The organism is Streptococcus sp. KHUD_012 (assembly GCF_052588255.1).
On the sequence record NZ_CP159355.1, the window covers coordinates 169167 to 188434 of the forward strand.

17 protein-coding genes and 2 pseudogenes are annotated in these 19268 nt (G+C 40.6%); 3 read left to right on the forward strand and 16 right to left on the reverse strand.

Annotation, left to right across the window (positions count from 1 at the left end; all coding sequences use genetic code 11):
• Window positions 1-11: 11 nt before the first annotated feature.
• Both ABVF55_RS01005 and ABVF55_RS01010 read right to left on the reverse strand, forming a co-directional pair.
• Window positions 12-488, reverse strand: a complete 477-nt coding sequence (locus tag ABVF55_RS01005; protein ID WP_003009322.1) for a PTS system mannose/fructose/N-acetylgalactosamine-transporter subunit IIB — start codon at window positions 486-488, stop codon at window positions 12-14.
• Window positions 485-2272, reverse strand: a complete 1788-nt coding sequence (locus ABVF55_RS01010; RefSeq protein WP_445285394.1) for a glycoside hydrolase family 35 protein — start codon at window positions 2270-2272, stop codon at window positions 485-487. The genes ABVF55_RS01005 and ABVF55_RS01010 overlap by 4 nt, the downstream gene beginning before the upstream one ends.
• Before the next feature lie 132 nt (window positions 2273-2404).
• Between ABVF55_RS01010 and ABVF55_RS01015 the strand changes: the two genes are divergently transcribed.
• A complete protein-coding gene (locus ABVF55_RS01015; protein WP_049472675.1) occupies window positions 2405-3121 on the forward strand; it encodes a GntR family transcriptional regulator in 717 nt (238 codons plus the stop codon).
• A 335-nt stretch (window positions 3122-3456) separates the two neighbouring features.
• Here the strand turns inward: ABVF55_RS01015 and purB are convergent, their stop codons facing one another.
• The 9 genes and pseudogenes from purB to purD all read right to left on the reverse strand — a co-directional run bounded on the left by purB (window position 3457) and on the right by purD (window position 13000).
• Complete coding sequence (purB, locus tag ABVF55_RS01020) at window positions 3457-4755, reverse strand: adenylosuccinate lyase (RefSeq protein ID WP_070666628.1); 1299 nt, start codon at window positions 4753-4755, stop codon at window positions 3457-3459.
• Between the two features lie 163 nt (window positions 4756-4918).
• Complete coding sequence (locus tag ABVF55_RS01025) at window positions 4919-6175, reverse strand: DUF4041 domain-containing protein (protein ID WP_445285395.1); 1257 nt, start codon at window positions 6173-6175, stop codon at window positions 4919-4921.
• Between the two features lie 13 nt (window positions 6176-6188).
• Window positions 6189-6416: a phosphoribosylaminoimidazole carboxylase gene (locus ABVF55_RS01030; RefSeq protein WP_445285396.1), complete on the reverse strand. Its 228-nt coding sequence runs from the start codon at window positions 6414-6416 to the stop codon at window positions 6189-6191.
• A gap of 117 nt (window positions 6417-6533) precedes the next feature.
• On the reverse strand, window positions 6534-8261 hold the full coding sequence (locus ABVF55_RS01035; protein ID WP_445285397.1) for a serine/threonine-protein kinase: 1728 nt from the start codon (window positions 8259-8261) through the stop codon (window positions 6534-6536).
• Window positions 8262-8456 (reverse strand): annotated as a pseudogene (locus ABVF55_RS01040) (phosphoribosylaminoimidazole carboxylase); the annotation flags it as partial.
• A 35-nt stretch (window positions 8457-8491) separates the two neighbouring features.
• A complete protein-coding gene (locus tag ABVF55_RS01045) occupies window positions 8492-9940 on the reverse strand; it encodes a PIN-like domain-containing protein (RefSeq protein WP_445285398.1) in 1449 nt (482 codons plus the stop codon).
• Between the two features lie 11 nt (window positions 9941-9951).
• A complete protein-coding gene (gene purK / locus ABVF55_RS01050) occupies window positions 9952-11025 on the reverse strand; it encodes a 5-(carboxyamino)imidazole ribonucleotide synthase (protein ID WP_445285399.1) in 1074 nt (357 codons plus the stop codon).
• Window positions 11012-11500 carry a 5-(carboxyamino)imidazole ribonucleotide mutase gene (gene purE / locus ABVF55_RS01055; protein WP_003015335.1) on the reverse strand — a complete coding sequence of 163 codons (489 nt, stop codon included), beginning with the start codon at window positions 11498-11500 and terminating at the stop codon, window positions 11012-11014. The genes purK and purE overlap by 14 nt, the downstream gene beginning before the upstream one ends.
• 234 nt (window positions 11501-11734) lie before the next feature.
• The gene (gene purD, locus ABVF55_RS01060; RefSeq protein ID WP_445285400.1) at window positions 11735-13000 is read right to left on the reverse strand and encodes a phosphoribosylamine--glycine ligase; all 1266 of its coding nucleotides are present in this window, start codon (window positions 12998-13000) and stop codon (window positions 11735-11737) included.
• Between the two features lie 182 nt (window positions 13001-13182).
• On the opposite strand from purD, the gene ABVF55_RS01065 reads away from it, so the two are divergent.
• Entirely contained in the window at window positions 13183-14202 is a 1020-nt protein-coding gene (locus ABVF55_RS01065; RefSeq protein ID WP_024055463.1) for a GBS Bsp-like repeat-containing protein, read from the forward strand.
• A gap of 54 nt (window positions 14203-14256) precedes the next feature.
• Here the strand turns inward: ABVF55_RS01065 and ABVF55_RS01070 are convergent.
• Window positions 14257-14334 (reverse strand): annotated as a pseudogene (locus ABVF55_RS01070) (IMP cyclohydrolase); the annotation flags it as partial.
• A gap of 56 nt (window positions 14335-14390) precedes the next feature.
• On the reverse strand, window positions 14391-14900 hold the full coding sequence (locus ABVF55_RS01075; RefSeq protein ID WP_024055465.1) for an HXXEE domain-containing protein: 510 nt from the start codon (window positions 14898-14900) through the stop codon (window positions 14391-14393).
• A 167-nt stretch (window positions 14901-15067) separates the two neighbouring features.
• Here ABVF55_RS01075 and ABVF55_RS01080 point away from each other — a divergent pair, with 167 nt between their 5' ends.
• On the forward strand, window positions 15068-15610 hold the full coding sequence (locus tag ABVF55_RS01080; protein WP_024055466.1) for a TetR/AcrR family transcriptional regulator: 543 nt from the start codon (window positions 15068-15070) through the stop codon (window positions 15608-15610).
• Window positions 15611-15792: 182 nt separating this feature from the next.
• Here the strand turns inward: ABVF55_RS01080 and purH are convergent, their stop codons facing one another.
• The 3 genes from purH to purM all read right to left on the reverse strand — a co-directional run bounded on the left by purH (window position 15793) and on the right by purM (window position 19171).
• On the reverse strand, window positions 15793-17340 hold the full coding sequence (gene purH, locus ABVF55_RS01085; protein WP_003002378.1) for a bifunctional phosphoribosylaminoimidazolecarboxamide formyltransferase/IMP cyclohydrolase: 1548 nt from the start codon (window positions 17338-17340) through the stop codon (window positions 15793-15795).
• A gap of 75 nt (window positions 17341-17415) precedes the next feature.
• Complete coding sequence (gene purN, locus ABVF55_RS01090) at window positions 17416-17964, reverse strand: phosphoribosylglycinamide formyltransferase (RefSeq protein WP_049473294.1); 549 nt, start codon at window positions 17962-17964, stop codon at window positions 17416-17418.
• A 184-nt stretch (window positions 17965-18148) separates the two neighbouring features.
• A complete protein-coding gene (purM, locus tag ABVF55_RS01095; RefSeq protein WP_445285401.1) occupies window positions 18149-19171 on the reverse strand; it encodes a phosphoribosylformylglycinamidine cyclo-ligase in 1023 nt (340 codons plus the stop codon).
• Between the last annotated feature and the right edge of the window lie 97 nt (window positions 19172-19268).

Sequence of the window (19268 nt, forward strand, 5' to 3'; positions counted from 1 at the left end):
AAAATTTTCTTTTACTTTAATAACTTCATAAAGTCTTCTGCAGTGTCGTTTGGCACCATCTGAGACGTAATCTTCACACCTTTTTCGTGGATCTTGTTAAAGTCTTCCACGTCCGCGTCCACCACATTGATCGAGCGGGTAATCGCACGCGTCTCATCGGATTGAGACATATTGCCGACATTTAGTGTTTCAAGCTGAACGCCTGCTTCGATCAAACGAAGGAAACGATCTGGTTTGCGAGCTACGATAAAGAGTCGTTGGCTATCATATTTTCCAGCCAAGATATTTTCCGCAGCCTTTGCGACTGGCAAGATACTAAGCTTAACACCAGGTGGTGTCGCTAGTTTCAAGCCACTTTTTTCGATATCATTTTGAGCGACTTCATCATCGATCACCATGATACGTGAAACATTTAGTTTGGTAGTCCAAAGATTGGCTACCTGCCCGTGGATCAAACGTCCATCGATACGGCATCCTACAATAGTCATAAGTTTTCCCCCTTTACTTCTTTGAATGTAGGTTGTTGAACAAGTTGAAGTGTCTCTTGGTAACGCCCTTCTGTCTCAAAGACGATCAGGCTATTGACTCCTTCTTTAAGGAAGCCATGAGGCACGTAAAGTGAAGTGGTTGGTCCGACCTCCCAGAAGCGACCAAGGTTGTGGCCGTTGACAAAGACGACCCCTTTCCCAAATCCTGTCATATCTAGATAGGTGTCAAGGGTGTGGTCCAGCTGAAAATCATATCGGTAAAATGCTGGAGCACCTGCCTGCCATTCCTTTGAAAAATCGAGCTGGCTGAGATCTTGTAAATCCAGCGGGTACTGCTTCCAATGAAGGTGGAAATGCAAATCCACACAGACACCTGTGCGAATGCCCTTGTGCTGGCTATCAGCTAAGAGCTTGTGCCCGTAGTTGACACGTCCCATATTCTCAAGCAAGATTTTTAAATTCGTAACCGCTTTCTTTTTTCCTTTGATAAAAAGATCTTCACCGATCTCTGTTTGGTATTGCGTTGCTAGATGACGATCATTCACGTACACCTGCGCCCGATCTCGACCATCGATGATCCGAAGTCTTTCCTCCGGCGCATCCATTTCAACATCTGTCTCATACAAAAGATAGCCAGTATATTGGCCCAGCTCTTCCATCCGTTTTGGATAAAGACTGGTTTCGACCTGAGCCAAATTGTCCAAATTCCCAAAAAGACTAGTCTTGGCTGCCAATTGCAAGGTTTGTTCTGGCAAACACTCTTTGATGAGCGGTTCCTTCTGTGGGTATTCCGGATAATAAGTCGCCATCATTTTTTCAATAGCATAATACTTCTCCGTCGGATTACCCTGCTCATTGAGCAAAGCCCCATAGTCATAGGACGTCACTTGTGGCAAGTCTAGCGTTCCCCGAGCTGAGCAACCATTCATGAAGCCGAAATTGGTCCCGCCATGAAACATATAGAGATTGATGGAGCCAAGCTCCAATACCTCATGTACAGCTTCTGCCAATTCCTCTGGGTCCCTTTGAATCACAGGTTCCTTCCAGCGGGTAAACCAGCCATCCCAGAATTCCATACACATCAAGGGCCATTTCTTACCGTATTCGTCAAAGAATTCCTGCATCTGACCAAAGTTATAGGCTGCTTTGGAACCGAAGTTTCCCGTCACGAAGAGGTCTTCTTCGATCAAGGTTCCTGTTCTTAGCGTTGCTCGCCATGGACCATCTGATGTAAAGAGGGGACAGGTCACGCCTTTTTCCTTCATCAAATCCCGAATGGCACGAAGATAATCCTTATCCTCTCCATAAGAGCCGTACTCATTTTCCACCTGCATCATGAGGATTGGACCACCCTGATCCACTTGGTAGGGTGTCAACAAGCCAAGCAAGCGATCATAATAACGATCCACCGCTTCGATAAAGGATGGGTCAGATGAGCGGATTCGCAGGTCTTCTTCTAAGAGCCAGGCTGGTAATCCACCAAATTCCCACTCTGCACAGATAAAGGGCGACGGCCTTACAATCATGTAAAGTCCTAGGGACTGGGCTGTTTGAATGAAACGCTCTAGATCCAATCGACCACTAAAGTCAAACTCCCCTTTGCGAGGTTCATGCGCATTCCAAGGGACATAGGTCTCAACCGTGTTAAAACCCAAAGCCTTTAGATTATACAAGGAATGATACCAGTCTGCTGGGTCAATTCGGAAATAATGGATCGCTCCGGATAAAATCTTGAAGGGTTGATCTTTTAAATAGAAAGCATCGCGAATCTCAAAAACTCCCATAAACGCCCCCCTTTCTTATATGTAACCCTTTTCATTTATTAATATAATAAATTATTTAAAAAATGTCAACACTTTTATAAAAAATATGTTAAAATAGGGTTAAATAAGAGAAATCTAAAGAGAGGTAGCACTATGGCAATTCCAAAGTACCAACACATCAAAGATGAATTGAAGCAGCAAATTATCTCCGGAAAATTTGAAAATGGAGATAAATTTTATACTGAAGCTGAACTCATTAAAATTTATGATGTCAGCTCTATCACCGTTGTCCGTGCTTTGAACGACCTCGCTGCTGATGGCTACATTGTCCGTCAGCAAGGAAAAGGAACCTTTGTTTCTCGTGCTCGAAAACACAAACTGGTTGAATTTTCAGATGTTGAGACCTTCCCAATCCAAAAGGCCAAAGTCAAAGTTCTCTCTATTAAACGTGGAAATACCTTAAGCATCCTAGACAAACTAGGCCTCAACCCAACGCAATTCTACTATAAGATCGAACGGACTCGCCAGACAGGGGATGATACCTATATCTTCCACCAAACCTATGTTCCTGAACAATACATCAATCCAAACTATCCAAATTTGGAATACTACAGCTCTATCTATGATCGCTTCAAAGAAGACTACCACATTCATATGAATGACGAGCACTTCGAAGAAGTCAACGAAATCGTCTTTCCTACACCAAGCAAGGTTGCTAAAGTATTGAAGATCGACGAAAATTTCCCAACGGTCAAACAAGTGAAGACGACCAAGCTAGAAGCGACTGGCCAAATCCTTGAATACACGGAAACCTATAAACGCGGTGACTACTACAAGATTAAATTTATCTCCTGTGACCGCGATCACTAAGAACCAAAAAGACTGAGACATCTCGGTCTTTTTTATAGCTCCAGTATAGCATATTGAAAACGATTTCTAAAGACCTCTTTAAAAATATATATAATTAGTGATAGTTTAGCTATAAAAAGTTTAAAAAGGGAGTGGGAAAGAACTCCGACTAGTTAAAAAGAGTTCGTCTTCCCCACCCCCGCACAGTTGAGTAGGGCTGTAAAAGCTGATGAAATCAGCGTAGTAGAGCCCACTCAACCACTGCGTCTTGCTCGACAATCCAAAAATAATTGAGAGGCTAGGACTTTTGTCCCAGCCTCTTTCGTCTATTTTTCAAATTCCCTTTTTCGTTGCGATTAGTCACCCAAACCGATGCGTTCAAAAATTTCATCCACCCGTTTGGTGTAGTAGCTTGGGTTGAAGATTTCGTCGATTTCTTCTTGAGTGAGACGAGAAGTCACTTCTGGATCTGCTTCAAGAAGTGGTTTGAAGTCTACTTGGTTATCCCATGATTGAGCAGTCTTCGGTTGAACAAGGTCGTAAGCTTGCTCACGTGTCATGCCTTTTTCAATCAAAGTCAACATCGCACGTTGGCTGAAGATCAAACCAAATGTAGAGTTCATGTTGCGGATCATGTTTTCTGGGAAGACCGTCAAGTTCTTAACGATATTTCCGAAACGGTTGAGCATGTAGTCAATCAAGATGGTTGTGTCTGGTGCAATGATACGCTCAGCTGATGAATGAGAGATATCACGTTCGTGCCAAAGGGCTACGTTTTCATAAGCTGTGACCATGTGACCACGGATCACACGCGCAAGACCTGTCATGTTTTCAGAACCGATTGGGTTGCGTTTGTGTGGCATTGCTGAAGATCCTTTTTGACCTTTGGCAAAGAACTCTTCCACTTCACGTTGTTCAGATTTTTGAAGACCACGGATTTCAGTCGCCATCCGCTCGATAGAAGTTGCGATGCTAGCAAGAACTGCAAAGTACTCAGCGTGAAGGTCACGAGGAAGGACCTGTGTAGAGATTTCTTGAGCACGGATACCCAATTTGTCGCAGACGTATTTTTCAACAAATGGTGGGATGTTGGCAAAGTTACCAACCGCACCAGAAATCTTACCAGCTTCCACACCAGCAGCCGCATGCTCGAAACGCTCAATGTTTCGTTTCATTTCGCTGTACCAAGTAGCCAATTTAAGACCAAAAGTTGTCGGCTCAGCGTGCACACCGTGGGTACGACCCATCATGATAGTGAACTTGTGTTCTTTCGCTTTGTCAGCGATGATGTTGAGGAAGTTTTCAAGATCCTTGCGGATGATATCGTTGGCTTGTTTGTAGAGGTAACCATAGGCCGTATCTACCACGTCAGTAGAAGTCAACCCATAGTGAACCCACTTACGCTCTTCACCAAGCGTTTCAGAAACCGCACGCGTGAAGGCCACCACATCGTGGCGAGTTTGCTGCTCGATTTCCAAAATACGGTCAATGTCAAAGTCCGCTTTTTCACGAATCAAAGCCACATCTTCCTTAGGAATTTCTCCCAATTCAGCCCAGGCTTCATCGGCCAAGATTTCCACCTCAAGCCAAGCACGGTATTTATTTTCTTCAGTCCAAATGTTCGCCATCTCAGGGCGGCTATATCTATCAATCATGTTTAATTTTCCTTTCTTTTGATGTTTCACTTAAGTGGGGCGGATGTCAGCAGCTTCCTTCGGAATCTCATGACTAAATCTTGAGCCTGAAGTCTCAAGATTTCCGTCGCTCACGCTTTCCCCACGGCGTGAAACATCGGTTTAACAACTAAAAATCATTTTGTTATAACTGTTTATCTTCAATAGCTTTGGTTTGCCTGTATTCAAATGCTTCAGCATTTTCATTCAGCTCCACCGTTAATTCTTTATGGGATGCTAAAATACTTTTAATTTTATCAAAGGGAACCTTAAAATACTCTTTTCGTCCATTCACCTTGTTTACTTTATAATTAGCAAGTTGATTGTGTAATTCTGTTTCCAGTGCAAATGCTTCCTCACTAAATATCAAAACATGGACATCAAATTGAAATGGTACAGATGCACTGCTCAACTCCCTGATTCGTTCTAACGGCTCTAAACGGCGAGTTACTCCAATTTTATATACATCTTCACCAAAAGATCCTATGTTAGATATCACATACACATATCCTGCTGTTGCATGGCCTTCTCGGTAATCGATGTCTTCTTCAATTTCATCTAATTCAGATAGTTTATCCTGATATTCAGTCAATTGGCGTCTGAGTTCATCTACTTCATCATTTTTTGCTTCTTTTAGTAACTCTGTTACCTTAGCAACCATATTTTTAAAGTGATCTCTATCCTTTTCCAATTGCTTTCTTTTCACTTTAATCTCGGCTTGAAGTTTTTTATCTTCTCGTTCCTTTTCCCTTTGTTCACGAAGCAACTCTTTTTCTTCTTGCTTTTGAAGCTCATACTCAACAGCCAATTGAAATTCAAGCAATTTCAGTTGTAAATATTCTGGACTGATCTCCACACCATTACTAGCATAAATTTTATTCAACTGATCAAATGATCGTATAAGCGCGGTCTTCTTGTTTTCAACATTGGCAGGCGTTGCTTTTACTAGCAAGGCATCTGCCTCCCCATTAAAACCTCGAATTGCCACCTTTTTTAATTTATTCTGAATCGCACGACCTTTTTTTTCACTATTGTTAAAAGTGTAAGTCCAAATAATCTTTGCAGCATTATCATTTTTAACAAGTTCTTTTTCCTGAAGCCTAAGATTTTCTAAAGCTTCTTTATATTGAAGTGAATCAGTGAATTTATATTGTCGATTAAAAAAGCCAAATTCTTGTAAACCTAAGTCATCGTTTGCTAAAGAAATTTCATAGTTTAAACGATCAAGCTCACTCCGTTTATTTGCTAATTCTTCGTTTAAAGTAAATATTTCCTTAGCAGTTTGTATTTGTAGTTTTAATTCATCTAGACTCTTTTTCTTTAATTCTATTTCTTGGTTTAATTTTTGAATTTTATTTTCCAGAACTTCATCTTTAGGCTTCCCAAAATTAAATATCCCCATATACTAAGTTCTCCTACTCAAATTCTTCTTTCCCAATCCACACTGATGGATAGTGATTTAGTGTATTCAAATCCGTATCCATCGGGACATCATAGATAGCTAAATAGTTTTCAGGATATTGAGCAGTCAGCTCTTCATACTTAGCTTTCACTTTTTCGTGATCGCTACTAGCATATAAGATTTCGACGACTGCTCCTGTCTTGTCCTTCTCAACAAAAGCATTGACAATGAGTTGAATCATAAGAATTGATCAAGTCCGTAGCCCATATTCAGTTTTGGTGAATACTTGAGCCCTTGTTCCTTTCTATATTATTTTTAGTTTATTTTGAGCGTTTAAACAACTACTGAACATTTTAATTTATTTTCTAAAACCAAGTATCTTTGCTAAAATTGAATCAATCTCCCAAAAGATTTTTAAGTCCAGAATAATTTCATCATCAATGACTTTAGATTTTTGAATAATATCATCATTGAAATCTAACCACAGATTATGATTTGATTTTGTTATATTCGATGCAAAGTCTTTGAAATTTTCAAATTGATGTTCATCTGCAAATATAAATCTAATAGTTTTATCATCAAGATAATCATATGACATAGCCCATTGGTTTATAACCTCTTGACAAATCGATTTAATCTTCTCATATTGAATTCTTTCAAATTCAGTGTCTTTTTTAAATAAAGACAACTCTGTCTCATTATCTGAATATGTCAATGTTCTATCCCAATTTATCACAATATTATCTTCTAATTCACTCTGTTCAATACCTAGTTCTAATAGAAACGTCCTTAACCAAAGTATAGGTGCATTTTCTATGTGATAAAACAGTTTTTCAAACATCCATTGTTCATCTTCAATTTGTTTTAGAATTTTTTCAGCATGATAATCTAGACATGCTGAAAAATATTTTTTTATTTGTCCATAGAGCTTATTTCCTGAAACCATATATGTGTCGAGAACCCTCTCTAATCTATCATAAAGACCTTGATGCTCTCTTTCTTCAAGAAATGAAAGAGATGGGCCACTTTCATATTTGGTTTCATAGATGAATTTTTCACGACAAATATCTAAAATTTTATAACGTGCAGCTAAATTTTTTAAGTAAGGCGAGACACTAAATCCAATATTTTTATGATAATTCAACTCATATTGTTTAGCGATATTATCATCTAAATTAAATTTAGTCGCAAAATAAATATCTTTAGTAGCTTGACTTAAAATATTCTTTAGTTCCTCAGGAGATAAATCTTCTGGCAATCCATCCTCTAAATCCAAACTAAGATAATCTAAGTTTTCAGACAGAGTTTCTCTAGCTTCTTTCAATAAACTTAAAGCACAATTAATACTTATTCTTTTGTCAACATCCTGCCTTAACATCTTTTTGACTATATTATCAAGTTCAAATAAAAATGGATACTCATCACTTATTAACCGAGGATTGTCACCGTGAGCGACTCTTTTAGTAAAGCACTCATTAATAATTAAACCAAATGAATAAATGTCTGCTGCTGGTGTCACATTTTGAGCATTACCTTTAATATATTGTTCAGGAGCCAGATATATTCTGTTATTTAACAAATCATTTTTCTTAGTTAGATTAGAATCCTTGAAATGTGCAATACCAAAATCCGTTAAAACTAAATGTCCGTCGTCTGCAATCAATACGTTTTCTGGCTTTAAATCCCTGTGTATAACACCTTTGCTATGAATGTACTTTAAAGCTTCTCCAAGTTCAATAATAATGTTAAAAATCTGCTCGTAATCTGATAATTGGGGAATAATCTTTTTTAAATCCTTTTCATAGAATGCCATGATGCTATACTGAACTTCTTCACCATCAATCAATAACTTTCCATAACTAGGTTTTATAACATTAGGATGATCTAATTCTTGAACACTTTCAATTTCCTGTTTATATCTTTTAATTCTATCCGTTCTTAAATCTTTAATAATTTTAATAGCATAAAGATTTTGTTCTTTCTCCGCTTTGTATACAGTACCTTCTCCACCTTCTTTTGGATATTCGCCACTAAGAGTATAGCCAAGTTTTAAAAATTCTTTTTGTAATTTTTTTAATTTCACCATTTATTCAAACTCTTCTTTCCCAATAAACACTGATGGGGAGTGAAAAAGTGTATTCAAATCAGTATCCAGTGGCAAATCATAAATTGCTAAATAGTTTTCAGGATATTGAGTAGCTAGCTTACCAAACCTAGCTTTTGCTTTCTCGTAATTGCTACTAGCATACAAGACTTCGACAACTGCCTCAGTCTTCTCTTTTTATAAATTTACCATTTTACAAACCTACCTTCATCTCAATCCCATTCCCACCGATAATAATCTAATAGGGCACTTTCATCAGGATCGTCATAATCTAAGCCAATCGAACCACTATCGATTAACTCTATACCTACAACTTTTGCTTCTTGAATTATCAAATTAAAATCATCAGAGCAATCATTTATCAAAATGTCTTTTACATTATTTACCTGACTAGGAGAAAAATCAATTGCAACTTGAATATGAATATCTTCTACAGTAAAATCACCATTTACGCTTCGATAAACTTCATCCTCCAATCCAGCAGAAACATCGAAAACTCCCCCTAAATTAACGCTAACAATAAGTTCTACAGAAAGCCCACCGTCCTCCCCTTCATCAGAGGAATCAATTTCTACTGAAATTATTTCCGTGTCTAGGACCTCTACATTATAATCATACGGAACGTATCCTTTTGTTATATCTGAATCCCAAATGATATCATTATCTGAAATGATCAATCTCTCATTTTTCCGAACAAATTCCAAAACCTCATCTGAAACGATTGACTCTATTTCCGCTATATTTTGGAATAAATAATTACGTAAAGATTCTTGATTATTATAACTCTCTAAAAAACTTATAAATAGATCAAAAGGAATAAATTCTATCCGCTTACCAGTTAATTCAACAAATTCTTCAATCAATTCCTTTCTAGGTTCATAAGATATCAAATCATACATTTTTTTTGGCATTTCCCACCAATCCTCTTTTAAATCAGAAGTGATAAAAAGTGCATTTTTTTCTTTACTTAAAACATCTTTTATTATCTCTGCCCAAATAAAGTAATCGCCTAGATATCTTATAAGCTCTTCCGGTTTCTTCTGCCCTTGACTCTTTTTTAAAGCTTCTTTTTTTAAACCATGGTATTTGTCCTTCATATCCATATAACCAGGAGGAAAATGATGCTTAGCTCTAGTGTACCCCTCATTCATCAATTTTATTTGCTCCACTCTAGATATTATCGGAAGCAAGTTACCCGGTAACATTAGAAAATCTTCCATTAGTTCTGAAACTTTATCTATTTTTTTCTCATCTTCAGATATTTCTAATTGTCTAAAAAAAATATTAAGATCTGATAACTTTTTAATCGAATCATTCTGCAATGTCTCAAATGTACCTAAATCAGGTGAATCACTATTTGAAAGAAGCTCAGAAATTTGAATCAAACTCTGATTTACGCTATCAAAAATATTTTTCTGAAAATTCTTTATATTTTTAATTAATTCATTTTTTAAATGAGATTTGGCACTTGATACATTTCTATTATATTCTTTTTGTACCGTCGAAGGAATTCGGATATCATTGTTAACACTTTGAATATTAACATCAAAATAATCAACCAAATCTTGTCGTTTTCGATACAAAGAGAGCAACGCACTAGTATCGAAATAAAAGTTGAAATCTTTATCTATTATGTCTTCTTTAAACTCGTAGTATTCCATACGATTCTCTCCTAAAATTCATCCACACTATCTGGTACATCACTAAACAAGGTCACATGTCCCATCTTGCGGTTGTGCTTTGCTTCTAGTTTACCATATAAGTGGAGGTGAGCGCTTGGATTTTCTATCACATATTTTTCAGCAGCCTCGACGTGTTGGCCGAGTACATTGAGCATGACAGCCGGAGCATGAAGGTGGATTGCTGGGAGTGGTGCTCTGAGAACGCCCAAGATGTGCGTGTCAAACTGGGAGAAGTCGCAGGCTTCAATCGAATAATGCCCTGAATTGTGTGGACGTGGCGCAATTTCGTTGACAATGATGTCATCAGCTGTCGCAAACATTTCTACACAAAGTGTACCAGAAAGGTTCAGTTGTTCTGCGATTCGCACTGCCATCGCTTTGGCTTTTTCAGCTAGACTTTCTGAAATGCGAGCAGGCACAATGGTTTTTGAAAGAATGTTGTTGCGGTGGATATTTTCCTGAACAGGGAAGACTGTCACGTTCTTGCCATTCCCAGACACGATGACTGAAATCTCAAGGTCAAAGTTGACAAACTCTTCTAAAACGCAGTCTGCTGAATCGGCTAAAGCATAGGCTTCTTCCAAGTCTGCTTCTGAACGAATGACCTTCTGACCATGGCCATCGTAACCACCGGTCGCTGTCTTGAGGACATAATTTTTCGACAGATCGATATCTGTCAAATCTTGGCTTGAGGTCACAACCTTGTAAGGAGCCACAGTGACTTGGGCCTTGTTGGAAAGAAAGTCCTTCTCAAAAATGCGATTTTGGGAAATGCGAAGCAGGTCTGTCCCTTGTGGGAGTTGTCCATCTTTGATAACGGCATCCAAACCATCAGCATCCACATTTTCAAATTCATAAGTGAGAACATCACAGCGATCTGCCAACTGACGAAGGGCATCCACGTCGTCGTAAGGAGCTACGATGATTTCCGCCACACGAGAGGCTGGGCAATCAGCTGCTGGATCCAGTGCGATAACCTTGTGCCCTATGTAGATAGCTGAGATTGCCATCATCTGACCGAGCTGGCCACCACCGATAATCCCAATGGTTTTAGTTGAGCTCATTTGTAGACTCCTCTGCGATTTTTCCTTGTTCTTCTGCGAAATCTGCTAACGCTGTCGCAATAGCCTGGTCCTCTACTGAAAGAAGACGGAGGGCAAAGAGGGCAGCGTTGGTCGCACCCGCTTCACCGATCGCCATAGTTGCGACAGGCACTCCACCTGGCATCTGAACGATGGAATAAAGTGAATCCACACCGCTAAGAGCACGAGACTTGACGGGTACCCCGATGACTGGAAGGGTCGTTTTAGCAGCAACCATCCCTGGCAAGTGAGCTGCGCCACCTGCACCCGCGATGATGACCTTGATGCCACGGCTACGTGCTTCTTCGGCATGTTTGAACATGAGGTCAGGCGTCCGATGTGCGGAAACAACTTTCTTTTCGTAAGCAACACCGAAGTTATCGAGGACTTCAGCAGCTTTTTGCATGGTTGCCCAGTCGGATTTTGAGCCCATGATAATGGAAATTACTGGTTTCATTTTTTCTCCTTTTTCGATAATCGTCTATTGTAGTGCGGACGTAAGCGACCGCCTGTAGCGTTCCATTACTAAAACTGGAGCCTGAGTCTCCAGTTTTCCGCTCCTAGTAGCTCTGCTACTAGGAGTTCCACTACTGCGACGATTATCCTATACTAGCTCGCTAACGCTCGCAAATCAAACGACCATTATCTTAGTTTGGCTCGCTTTCGCTCGCCATGACAAAGTTAGTATCTGTTAATCTTTTATTGCCTTACTACCAATGTCGTTTCGGTAGAATAGGCCTTCTGTGTTTTGTTTATTGAGTTCGTTGTAGATGATATTTTGACCTTCTTTGACGGTGTCTGCTGTTGTGACTAGCATGTAAACACGTCCTCCGTTTGAGAGGAGATCTTGGCCATTTTCAGCGAATTTAGCACCAGCATAGTAAGTGATGATGTCACCCTCTGTCTTGGCTGGAAGCTTGACACCTTTCTCATAAGCGAGTGGGTAGCCGTTTGATGCTACAACCACGCCCAATGTCACACCCTTGTCCGTCCAAGTGATAGTTGGCTCTTTAGCATCCAAAATGTCAGTGATATTTTGTGCAAAGTCAGATGTCAAACGAGGCAAGATGATTTGTGTTTCAGGATCACCAAAACGTGAGTTGAACTCGATGACTTTCGGTCCATCAGCTGTCAAGATAAGACCAGCGTAAAGGACACCAAGGTAGGGACGACCTTCTTTAATCATGCCTTCAAGAACTGGCTTGACAATAGTGTCAACCGCTGTGTCAACCACGCTCTGTGGCAAGTGAGGAACCGGCGCATAGGCACCCATCCCACCAGTGTTAGGGCCCTTGTCCCCATCATAAGCACGTTTGTGGTCCTGAGCCGTTGGCATGATGTAGAACTTGTCCCCATTGACAAAGGCAAAGAGAGAGAACTCTTCCCCGTCAAGGAATTCCTCGATGACCACACGCGCACCTGAATCACCGAATTTATTGTCCATAAGCATCTCGTGAGCAGCTTCAACTGCTTGCTCCACTGTCTCCGCAACGACGACACCTTTTCCAAGGGCCAAACCGTCTGCTTTGACGACGATTGGAGCGCCTTTTCCCTCGATGTAGGCCTTGGCTTCCTCGAAATCTGAAAAGGTTCCATAGGCTGCTGTCGGAACGTCATATTTGACCATGATTTCCTTAGCAAAATCCTTAGACCACTCCAGCTCAGCTGCAGCCTTGGTCGGACCAAAGGCTTTGAGACCAGCTGCATTGAAATCATCCACGATACCAGCCGCAAGGGCATCATCTGGACCGATAAAGGTCCAAGCAATATCGTTGACTTTTGCGAAGTCAATCAGATTAGAATGTTCGGAAATTCCGATATTGATCAAATCCAGACCATCTAATCGCATCCCGTCATTACCAGGAGCCACAAAAACCTGCTCAACGTCTGTAGACTCCAACAATTTCTTAGCAATCGCATGCTCACGACCGCCAGATCCAACAACCAAAAGTTTCATCTCGAACCTCTTTTGCGAATTATTTTATTAAATTATATCATAATCGTTCGTTTTATTCTAATGATTTCAGCAAAAGTCTCCTATTTTCAGTAGAATCCAAACATTTTTTGCTATTTTCTCCTATTTCTCATTTTTTTCCGAATAGTATAGGTGAGACCTACTAATTGACGAAAAGGAGTATTATGCAAACGATCAAAAAATTTGTTGTACTGACTTGTGCGACATGGGGGATGCAAGCCTCTATTGCCCATGCAGATCAAGCGACCAATGCTATCTATGCCGAAAAAGGGCAGCTAGTGATTCATCTTGGAAACGTCCCGGATAAGTATCAAAAGATCCAAGTTCCCGTCTGGTCTGACCAAAATGGTCAAGATGACCTGATTTGGTATCCTGTGGAACGCAGTGACAAGGGATTTGACCTACAAGTGCCATTGACCAACCATTCTGATCAAGCCGGACTTTATCATGTCCATGTCTATGGGGTGGAGGCAAATGAGCAGCTAACCGGACTTTACCCTCTCACGACCAGAGTCCAGCAAAAAGACCTGGCTTCCTCCCAACCCAAGATTACGATCACACCCATCTCCTCACAAGAATTTGAGGTAGACCTAAAGTTGTTTGAAGACGTTGACGAGATTGTCTTCCCCATCTGGTCTGAAGAAAATGGGCAGGATGATCTGGTCTGGTATCCCGCAAAGAAGATAGCACCTGGACATTTCCAACTGCGCTTTCAGGCTCAAAAACACAAGGGAAATGGGCTATTTCATCTCCACGTCTATCAGAAAAGCCAAGGACAACTAAAAGGGCTATTCCCCACTACCTTTCAAGTAGAAAAAGCAAAGCCAAAGCTCACTCCACTCGCAACACACCCGGGAAATACCTACCCCATCGGTGAGTGTACCTGGGGAGCGAAAGAATTAGCCCCTTGGGCCCACAACTGGTGGGGAAATGGCGGCATGTGGGCAGCTAGTGCACGCGCTGCTGGATTCCGGACAGGAGACACTCCAGAGGTCGGTGCCATCGCCTGTTGGGATGATGGGGGATATGGGCACGTCGCCTTGGTTACGGATGTCGAACATGACCAAAAAATTCAGATCCAAGAGGCTAACTACAACGGCCATCGCTATATCGACAACTTCCGCGGTTGGTTCGATCCAACTAACCCCATCTGGGGAACCGTCACCTATATCTATCCAGATTAAGGTCTTCTTTATTAGCAGAAAAGACACTCATCGTTGAATGAGTGCCTTTTTTGATTAATGTCTAAAATGTCTCACGCCTGTGAAGATCATGGTCAAGCCATATTTATCAGCCACTTCGATGGATTCTTGGTTGCTCATTAACCAGTTATATCAGAAAGGTTAAAAAGTAGCTCTCATTTAATCGTTTTTCATTTCGCGTATTTTTCTAGATGTGTTTGAATTTTTGGCATGATGAGATGCATGATTTTAAGATTCGTAAAAGCTATTACCATGGCCAATAAAAGATAGACAACGACTGATAACAAAGAACTGTCAGAAGGCCAATAGTGGGAAACAATCATTAGAACCATTGGCAATTCTAGGGTTACCGTGACGACTCCAGGAACATAGCCCCCAAATTGCAGACACATGATATAATGGATTATGAAATGAGCTGTATAAGCTATTACAAAAGATAAATAGAGTAAACTGTTGTGAGTTATTTGGCAGAATCCAGAAATAAACACCAGGATGATAAATTCTTCGAACACACCTACTGCAAAAGCGGAACCTTGCGTAACGGAACCAAAGAACGGTTTCTTAAAAGTTTCTAACTTTTGATGATACCGTGTTTTCCACAAGGGCATAAAAATTATTTCTTCAAAATCATGTAAAATAAATAAAATAGGCAGCATCCAAACATTAAAAAGAATGCTCATATCTTTACCTCCTTAATAACAACTAACAATTGTACAATGTTAAGAATAAATGATCATCATATATCACGCGCAACACTTTTAGTATAAAGATAAAGTGTTACAAAAACAAGAGGTTAAGAAATATTGGCACAGTTTGACCAAAAGTGTGACAGGAAAGGAAAAATACCATGGAATATCAAACGCGACAATGGCTGGAGGAAGCCTTGTTCGATTTATTAGCAACTAAGAAGTCTCTCCAAAATATCAGCATTGCTGAACTCAGCGAGCATGCTCAGATTGCCAGACGAACATTTTATCGTTATTACCATTCAAAAGAGGAAGTTCTTACGAACTATTTAGACCGCTTAATCCAATACTATATTATCGAACTTCAAACAGCAAAACTGACTAATTTTGAAGATTTAGTGAACCTTTTCTTTCAGTATTGGAGCCAGTACACTGAGCCATTAAAAATTTTGCAAGACGCAAACTTACTCGTGCTTATCTTGCAAAGGTCTTACGATAAGCTTCCTGCTACTTATACCACTGTCATGGCACCTTGGCACATCACAAATAGTGATCAAAGACAAATCAACTATGATATTAGATTCATTACCGGCGGTCTCTACAATATTTTTGATGAATGGTTAAAAGGAGATTATAAAGCCATGCCTATTAACGAACTAGTCACAACAACCTTAAACACCATAAAACGTATAAAAAATAGCTAAGTGAGAAACTGAGTTTTTCGAGATTCGTCATGAACAGCTCTAACAAATCATTTTAATAATTTCTAACACTAAAATGCTTATTGTTTTAGACATACAAAAAGAGAAGACAACTTACGTCTTCTCTTTTTGTTAGCGATAAATCCTTTATCACAATTGATAATGAGCTAATTTTAAAATACCCATCAATGTCTAAAATGTCTCACGCCTGTAAAGATCATGGTCAAGCCATATTTATCAGCCGCTTCGATTGACTCTTGGTCACGGACTGATCCACCCGGCTGGATGATCGCTTTAATCCCTGCTTTGGCGATTTCTTCCACGTTATCCGCAAATGGAAAGAAGGCATCGGAAGCAAGAACAGCGCCGTCAAGACGGTCTTTAGCTTGGTCAATAGCAATACGAACTGAAGCCACACGGTTTGTTTGACCAGGGCCAACACCAAGTGTCATATGGTCATTAGTTACGATGATTCCGTTTGATTTGACGTACTTGATAGCTTTCCAAGCAAACTCAAGAGCTGTCGCTTCTGTCTCAGTTGGTTGGCGTTTCGTCACCACTTGCCAGTCAGCTGGGCTTTCTTTAACAACGTCTTGGTTTTGAACGAGGAGACCACCAACAACACCAGTGTATTCTGCTTCCACTTCACTAGCATCTTGAGCGTCAAATGGCAATTCAAGAATCCGCAAGTTTTTCTTCTTGGTAGTCAAGATTTCAAGCGCTTCATCTGTGTAGCTTGGTGCAATGATGATTTCAAGGAAGACACCGTGCATTTTTTGAGCTGTCGCAGCATCCACTTCACGGTTAAGAACGACGATACCACCGAAAATCGATACTGGGTCAGATTCATAAGCATAGTCCCAAGCCGTTTCGATATCGTCAGCTTGACCGATTCCACATGGGTTCATGTGTTTCAAGGCCACAACAGTTGGACGGTCTTTGAAATCACGGATGATCCGGATAGCCGCATCAGCGTCACGGATATTGTTGAAGGACAATTCTTTACCGTTCAACTGTTTAGCTGAAGCGATGGAGTAATCCGTTGGCAAAGCTTTTTGATAGAAGTCTGCGTCTTGTTGAGGGTTTTCACCGTAACGCATTGGTTGCTTAAGATCATAAGTCAATGTGAGTTTTTCAGGTTTTTCTTCACCCACTTGAGCAGTGAAGTATTCTGCGATCAAAGCATCATAGGCTGCTGTATGACGGAAGACTTTCGCTGCCAACCGTTGACGAGTTTCGTAACTTGTTTCGCCGTTTGCTGCCAATTCGTCAAGCACAACAGCATAGTCAGCCGGATCTACCACAACTGTTACGCTAGCGTGGTTTTTAGCTGCTGAACGAAGCATAGACGGCCCACCAATATCGATATTTTCAACCGCATCCGCGTAAGTCACGTCTGGTTTAAGGATAGTTTCCTTGAATGGGTAAAGGTTGACCACAACAAGATCGATCAATTCAATCTTGTTGTCCTTAGCAGCCTCTAGGTGGCTATCGAGATCACGACGAGCAAGAAGACCTCCGTGGATATTTGGGTGGAGAGTCTTCACACGACCGTCCATCATTTCTGGGAAACCAGTCACATCGTCAATGGCAATAGTGTCTACTCCAGCATTATCAAGGGCAACTTTAGTACCACCTGTTGAGATAATGTCCCAACCGAGTTTTTTGAGTTCTTGGGCAAATTCAACAATGCCCGCTTTGTCTGAAACACTAATTAGTGCGCGTTTAGTCATTTTCTTTCTTTTCCTTTTTTAAAAAAGTTCTTTATCAGCTACAGTCGAAAATGTTTTTTCCGATCAATGGCTTCCTTATTTTCGTGCTACTCCCAAACGTTCCAAGACTTCTGGATAGAGTTTGTACTCTGTTTCGTGGATGCGAGTTTCAAAAGTATCAAGGGTATCCCCTTCAAGGCGTGGCACACGGACTTGTTTGATGACCTTCCCAGTATCAACGCCAGAATCCACCCAGTGAATGGTCACACCGCTCTCAGCAACGCCTGCATTCCAAGCATCCTCAATACCATGAGCACCTGGAAATTCAGGGAGATAAGCTGGGTGAATATTGATGATACGGCCTTCATAAGCTGCTAGCAAGGTGGGGCCAACGATTTTCATATAACCGGCCAAACAAACCAAATCAATCTGGTGTTCATCCAAGAATTTGACGATAGCTTCTTCATAAGCTACTTTATTGTCAAATTCCTTGAGTTCAAAGGCATGGCTCACCACGCCAAGGTTTTTAGCACGTTCTAAGACATAGGCATCCCGATGATCTGAAAAGACAAATTCTACCGGAAATTGTTCCGCAATCACCTGAAAGTTTGAGCCGTTGCCAGAGGCAAAAACAGCAATTTTCATATTCGATACAAAGGGACGTTTCGGCTAGCCGAACAGTTTCGTAGAAAAATAGGAAATCATTGCTGGGTGCTTGCACACAAAATGATTTCTCTTTTTTCCTAGAAAATGAGTCCCGTGTTCAGTTAGGCTTGCTAACTAAACATTCCTTTCTACAATTTCTCCGTATAAAATGGTGATAGCACCATTATTTAATCACCACACTTGCGCCATCTTTCTTCACAATACGACCAATTTCATAAACAGGTTCGTCAAGAAGTTCTTTGACACGTTCCACATTTTCTGGCTTCACTGCAAGCATGAGACCAATCCCCATGTTGAAGATTTCAAACATTTCTTCATGTTTGATTTGGCCATATTTTTCAAGGGCTTTGAAAATTGGAAGAACTGGCACTTTGCTTTCGTCAATTTCAGCAGCCAAGTCATCTGAGAACATCCGTGGTACATTTTCGATGAAACCACCACCTGTGATGTGGGCAATTCCGTTGACCAATTCTTCTTTGATGAGTGGCAAAGCTGCTTTGACGTAGATACGAGTTGGTTCCAAAAGAACGTCTTTAAGTTTCTCCCCTTCCAATTCTGGGAGAACTTCTTCACCTGTGTAATCCGCAAAGACACGACGAACAAGTGAGTAACCATTTGAGTGGATACCGCTTGAAGCAAGTCCAAGAATCACATCCCCTTCAGCTACTTTTGAACCGTCAATGATTTGAGATTTTTCTGCAACACCGACAGCAAACCCAGCCAAATCATAGTCATCTTCACCATACATACCAGGCATTTCAGCCGTTTCTCCACCAATAAGGGCTGCACCAGCCTGCACACAACCTTCTGCAACACCAGCAACGACTTGCTCTAATTTAGCAGGTTCATTTTTACCAGTTGCGATATAGTCAAGGAAGTAAAGGGGCTCCGCACCTGCAGCGATGATATCGTTAACACACATAGCCACACAGTCTTGACCGATCGTATCGTGTTTGTCGTACTTAATAGCCAGCATGAGTTTAGTACCGACACCATCTGTACCTGAGATCAAAACGGGCTCTTTGACACCTGTTTTTGAAAGGTCAAACATGCCACCGAAGCCACCGAGAGCTCCCATAACACCTGCGCGTTCCGTACGAGCCACGTGTTTTTTGATCCGTTCAACAACTTCATAACCTGCTTCAACGTCTACACCAGATTGAGCGTATGCATTCTTATTTGTCATTTTTTAATCCTTTTCTTTTTTTGAGAAAGAGTGCGACGTATTTTTAGATAAACAATTATTTTATCTAAAAATACTAGTCAGGTCTCTAGCTTTGGTC

Coding starts and splice junctions, on each gene's coding strand:
- ABVF55_RS01030 (WP_445285396.1), bottom strand. CDS start 6,416: ATGATTCAACTCATTGTCAATGCTTTTGTTGAGAAGGACAAGACAGGA.
- ABVF55_RS01005 (WP_003009322.1), bottom strand. CDS start 488: ATGACTATTGTAGGATGCCGTATCGATGGACGTTTGATCCACGGGCAG.
- ABVF55_RS01075 (WP_024055465.1), bottom strand. CDS start 14,900: ATGAGCATTCTTTTTAATGTTTGGATGCTGCCTATTTTATTTATTTTA.
- ABVF55_RS01025 (WP_445285395.1), bottom strand. CDS start 6,175: ATGGGGATATTTAATTTTGGGAAGCCTAAAGATGAAGTTCTGGAAAAT.
- purM (WP_445285401.1), bottom strand. CDS start 19,171: ATGACAAATAAGAATGCATACGCTCAATCTGGTGTAGACGTTGAAGCA.
- ABVF55_RS01010 (WP_445285394.1), bottom strand. CDS start 2,272: ATGGGAGTTTTTGAGATTCGCGATGCTTTCTATTTAAAAGATCAACCC.
- ABVF55_RS01045 (WP_445285398.1), bottom strand. CDS start 9,940: ATGGAATACTACGAGTTTAAAGAAGACATAATAGATAAAGATTTCAAC.
- purE (WP_003015335.1), bottom strand. CDS start 11,500: ATGAAACCAGTAATTTCCATTATCATGGGCTCAAAATCCGACTGGGCA.
- ABVF55_RS01065 (WP_024055463.1), top strand. CDS start 13,183: ATGCAAACGATCAAAAAATTTGTTGTACTGACTTGTGCGACATGGGGG.
- purB (WP_070666628.1), bottom strand. CDS start 4,755: ATGATTGATAGATATAGCCGCCCTGAGATGGCGAACATTTGGACTGAA.
- purD (WP_445285400.1), bottom strand. CDS start 13,000: ATGAAACTTTTGGTTGTTGGATCTGGCGGTCGTGAGCATGCGATTGCT.
- purN (WP_049473294.1), bottom strand. CDS start 17,964: ATGAAAATTGCTGTTTTTGCCTCTGGCAACGGCTCAAACTTTCAGGTG.
- ABVF55_RS01015 (WP_049472675.1), top strand. CDS start 2,405: ATGGCAATTCCAAAGTACCAACACATCAAAGATGAATTGAAGCAGCAA.
- purH (WP_003002378.1), bottom strand. CDS start 17,340: ATGACTAAACGCGCACTAATTAGTGTTTCAGACAAAGCGGGCATTGTT.
- ABVF55_RS01035 (WP_445285397.1), bottom strand. CDS start 8,261: ATGGTGAAATTAAAAAAATTACAAAAAGAATTTTTAAAACTTGGCTAT.
- purK (WP_445285399.1), bottom strand. CDS start 11,025: ATGAGCTCAACTAAAACCATTGGGATTATCGGTGGTGGCCAGCTCGGT.
- ABVF55_RS01080 (WP_024055466.1), top strand. CDS start 15,068: ATGGAATATCAAACGCGACAATGGCTGGAGGAAGCCTTGTTCGATTTA.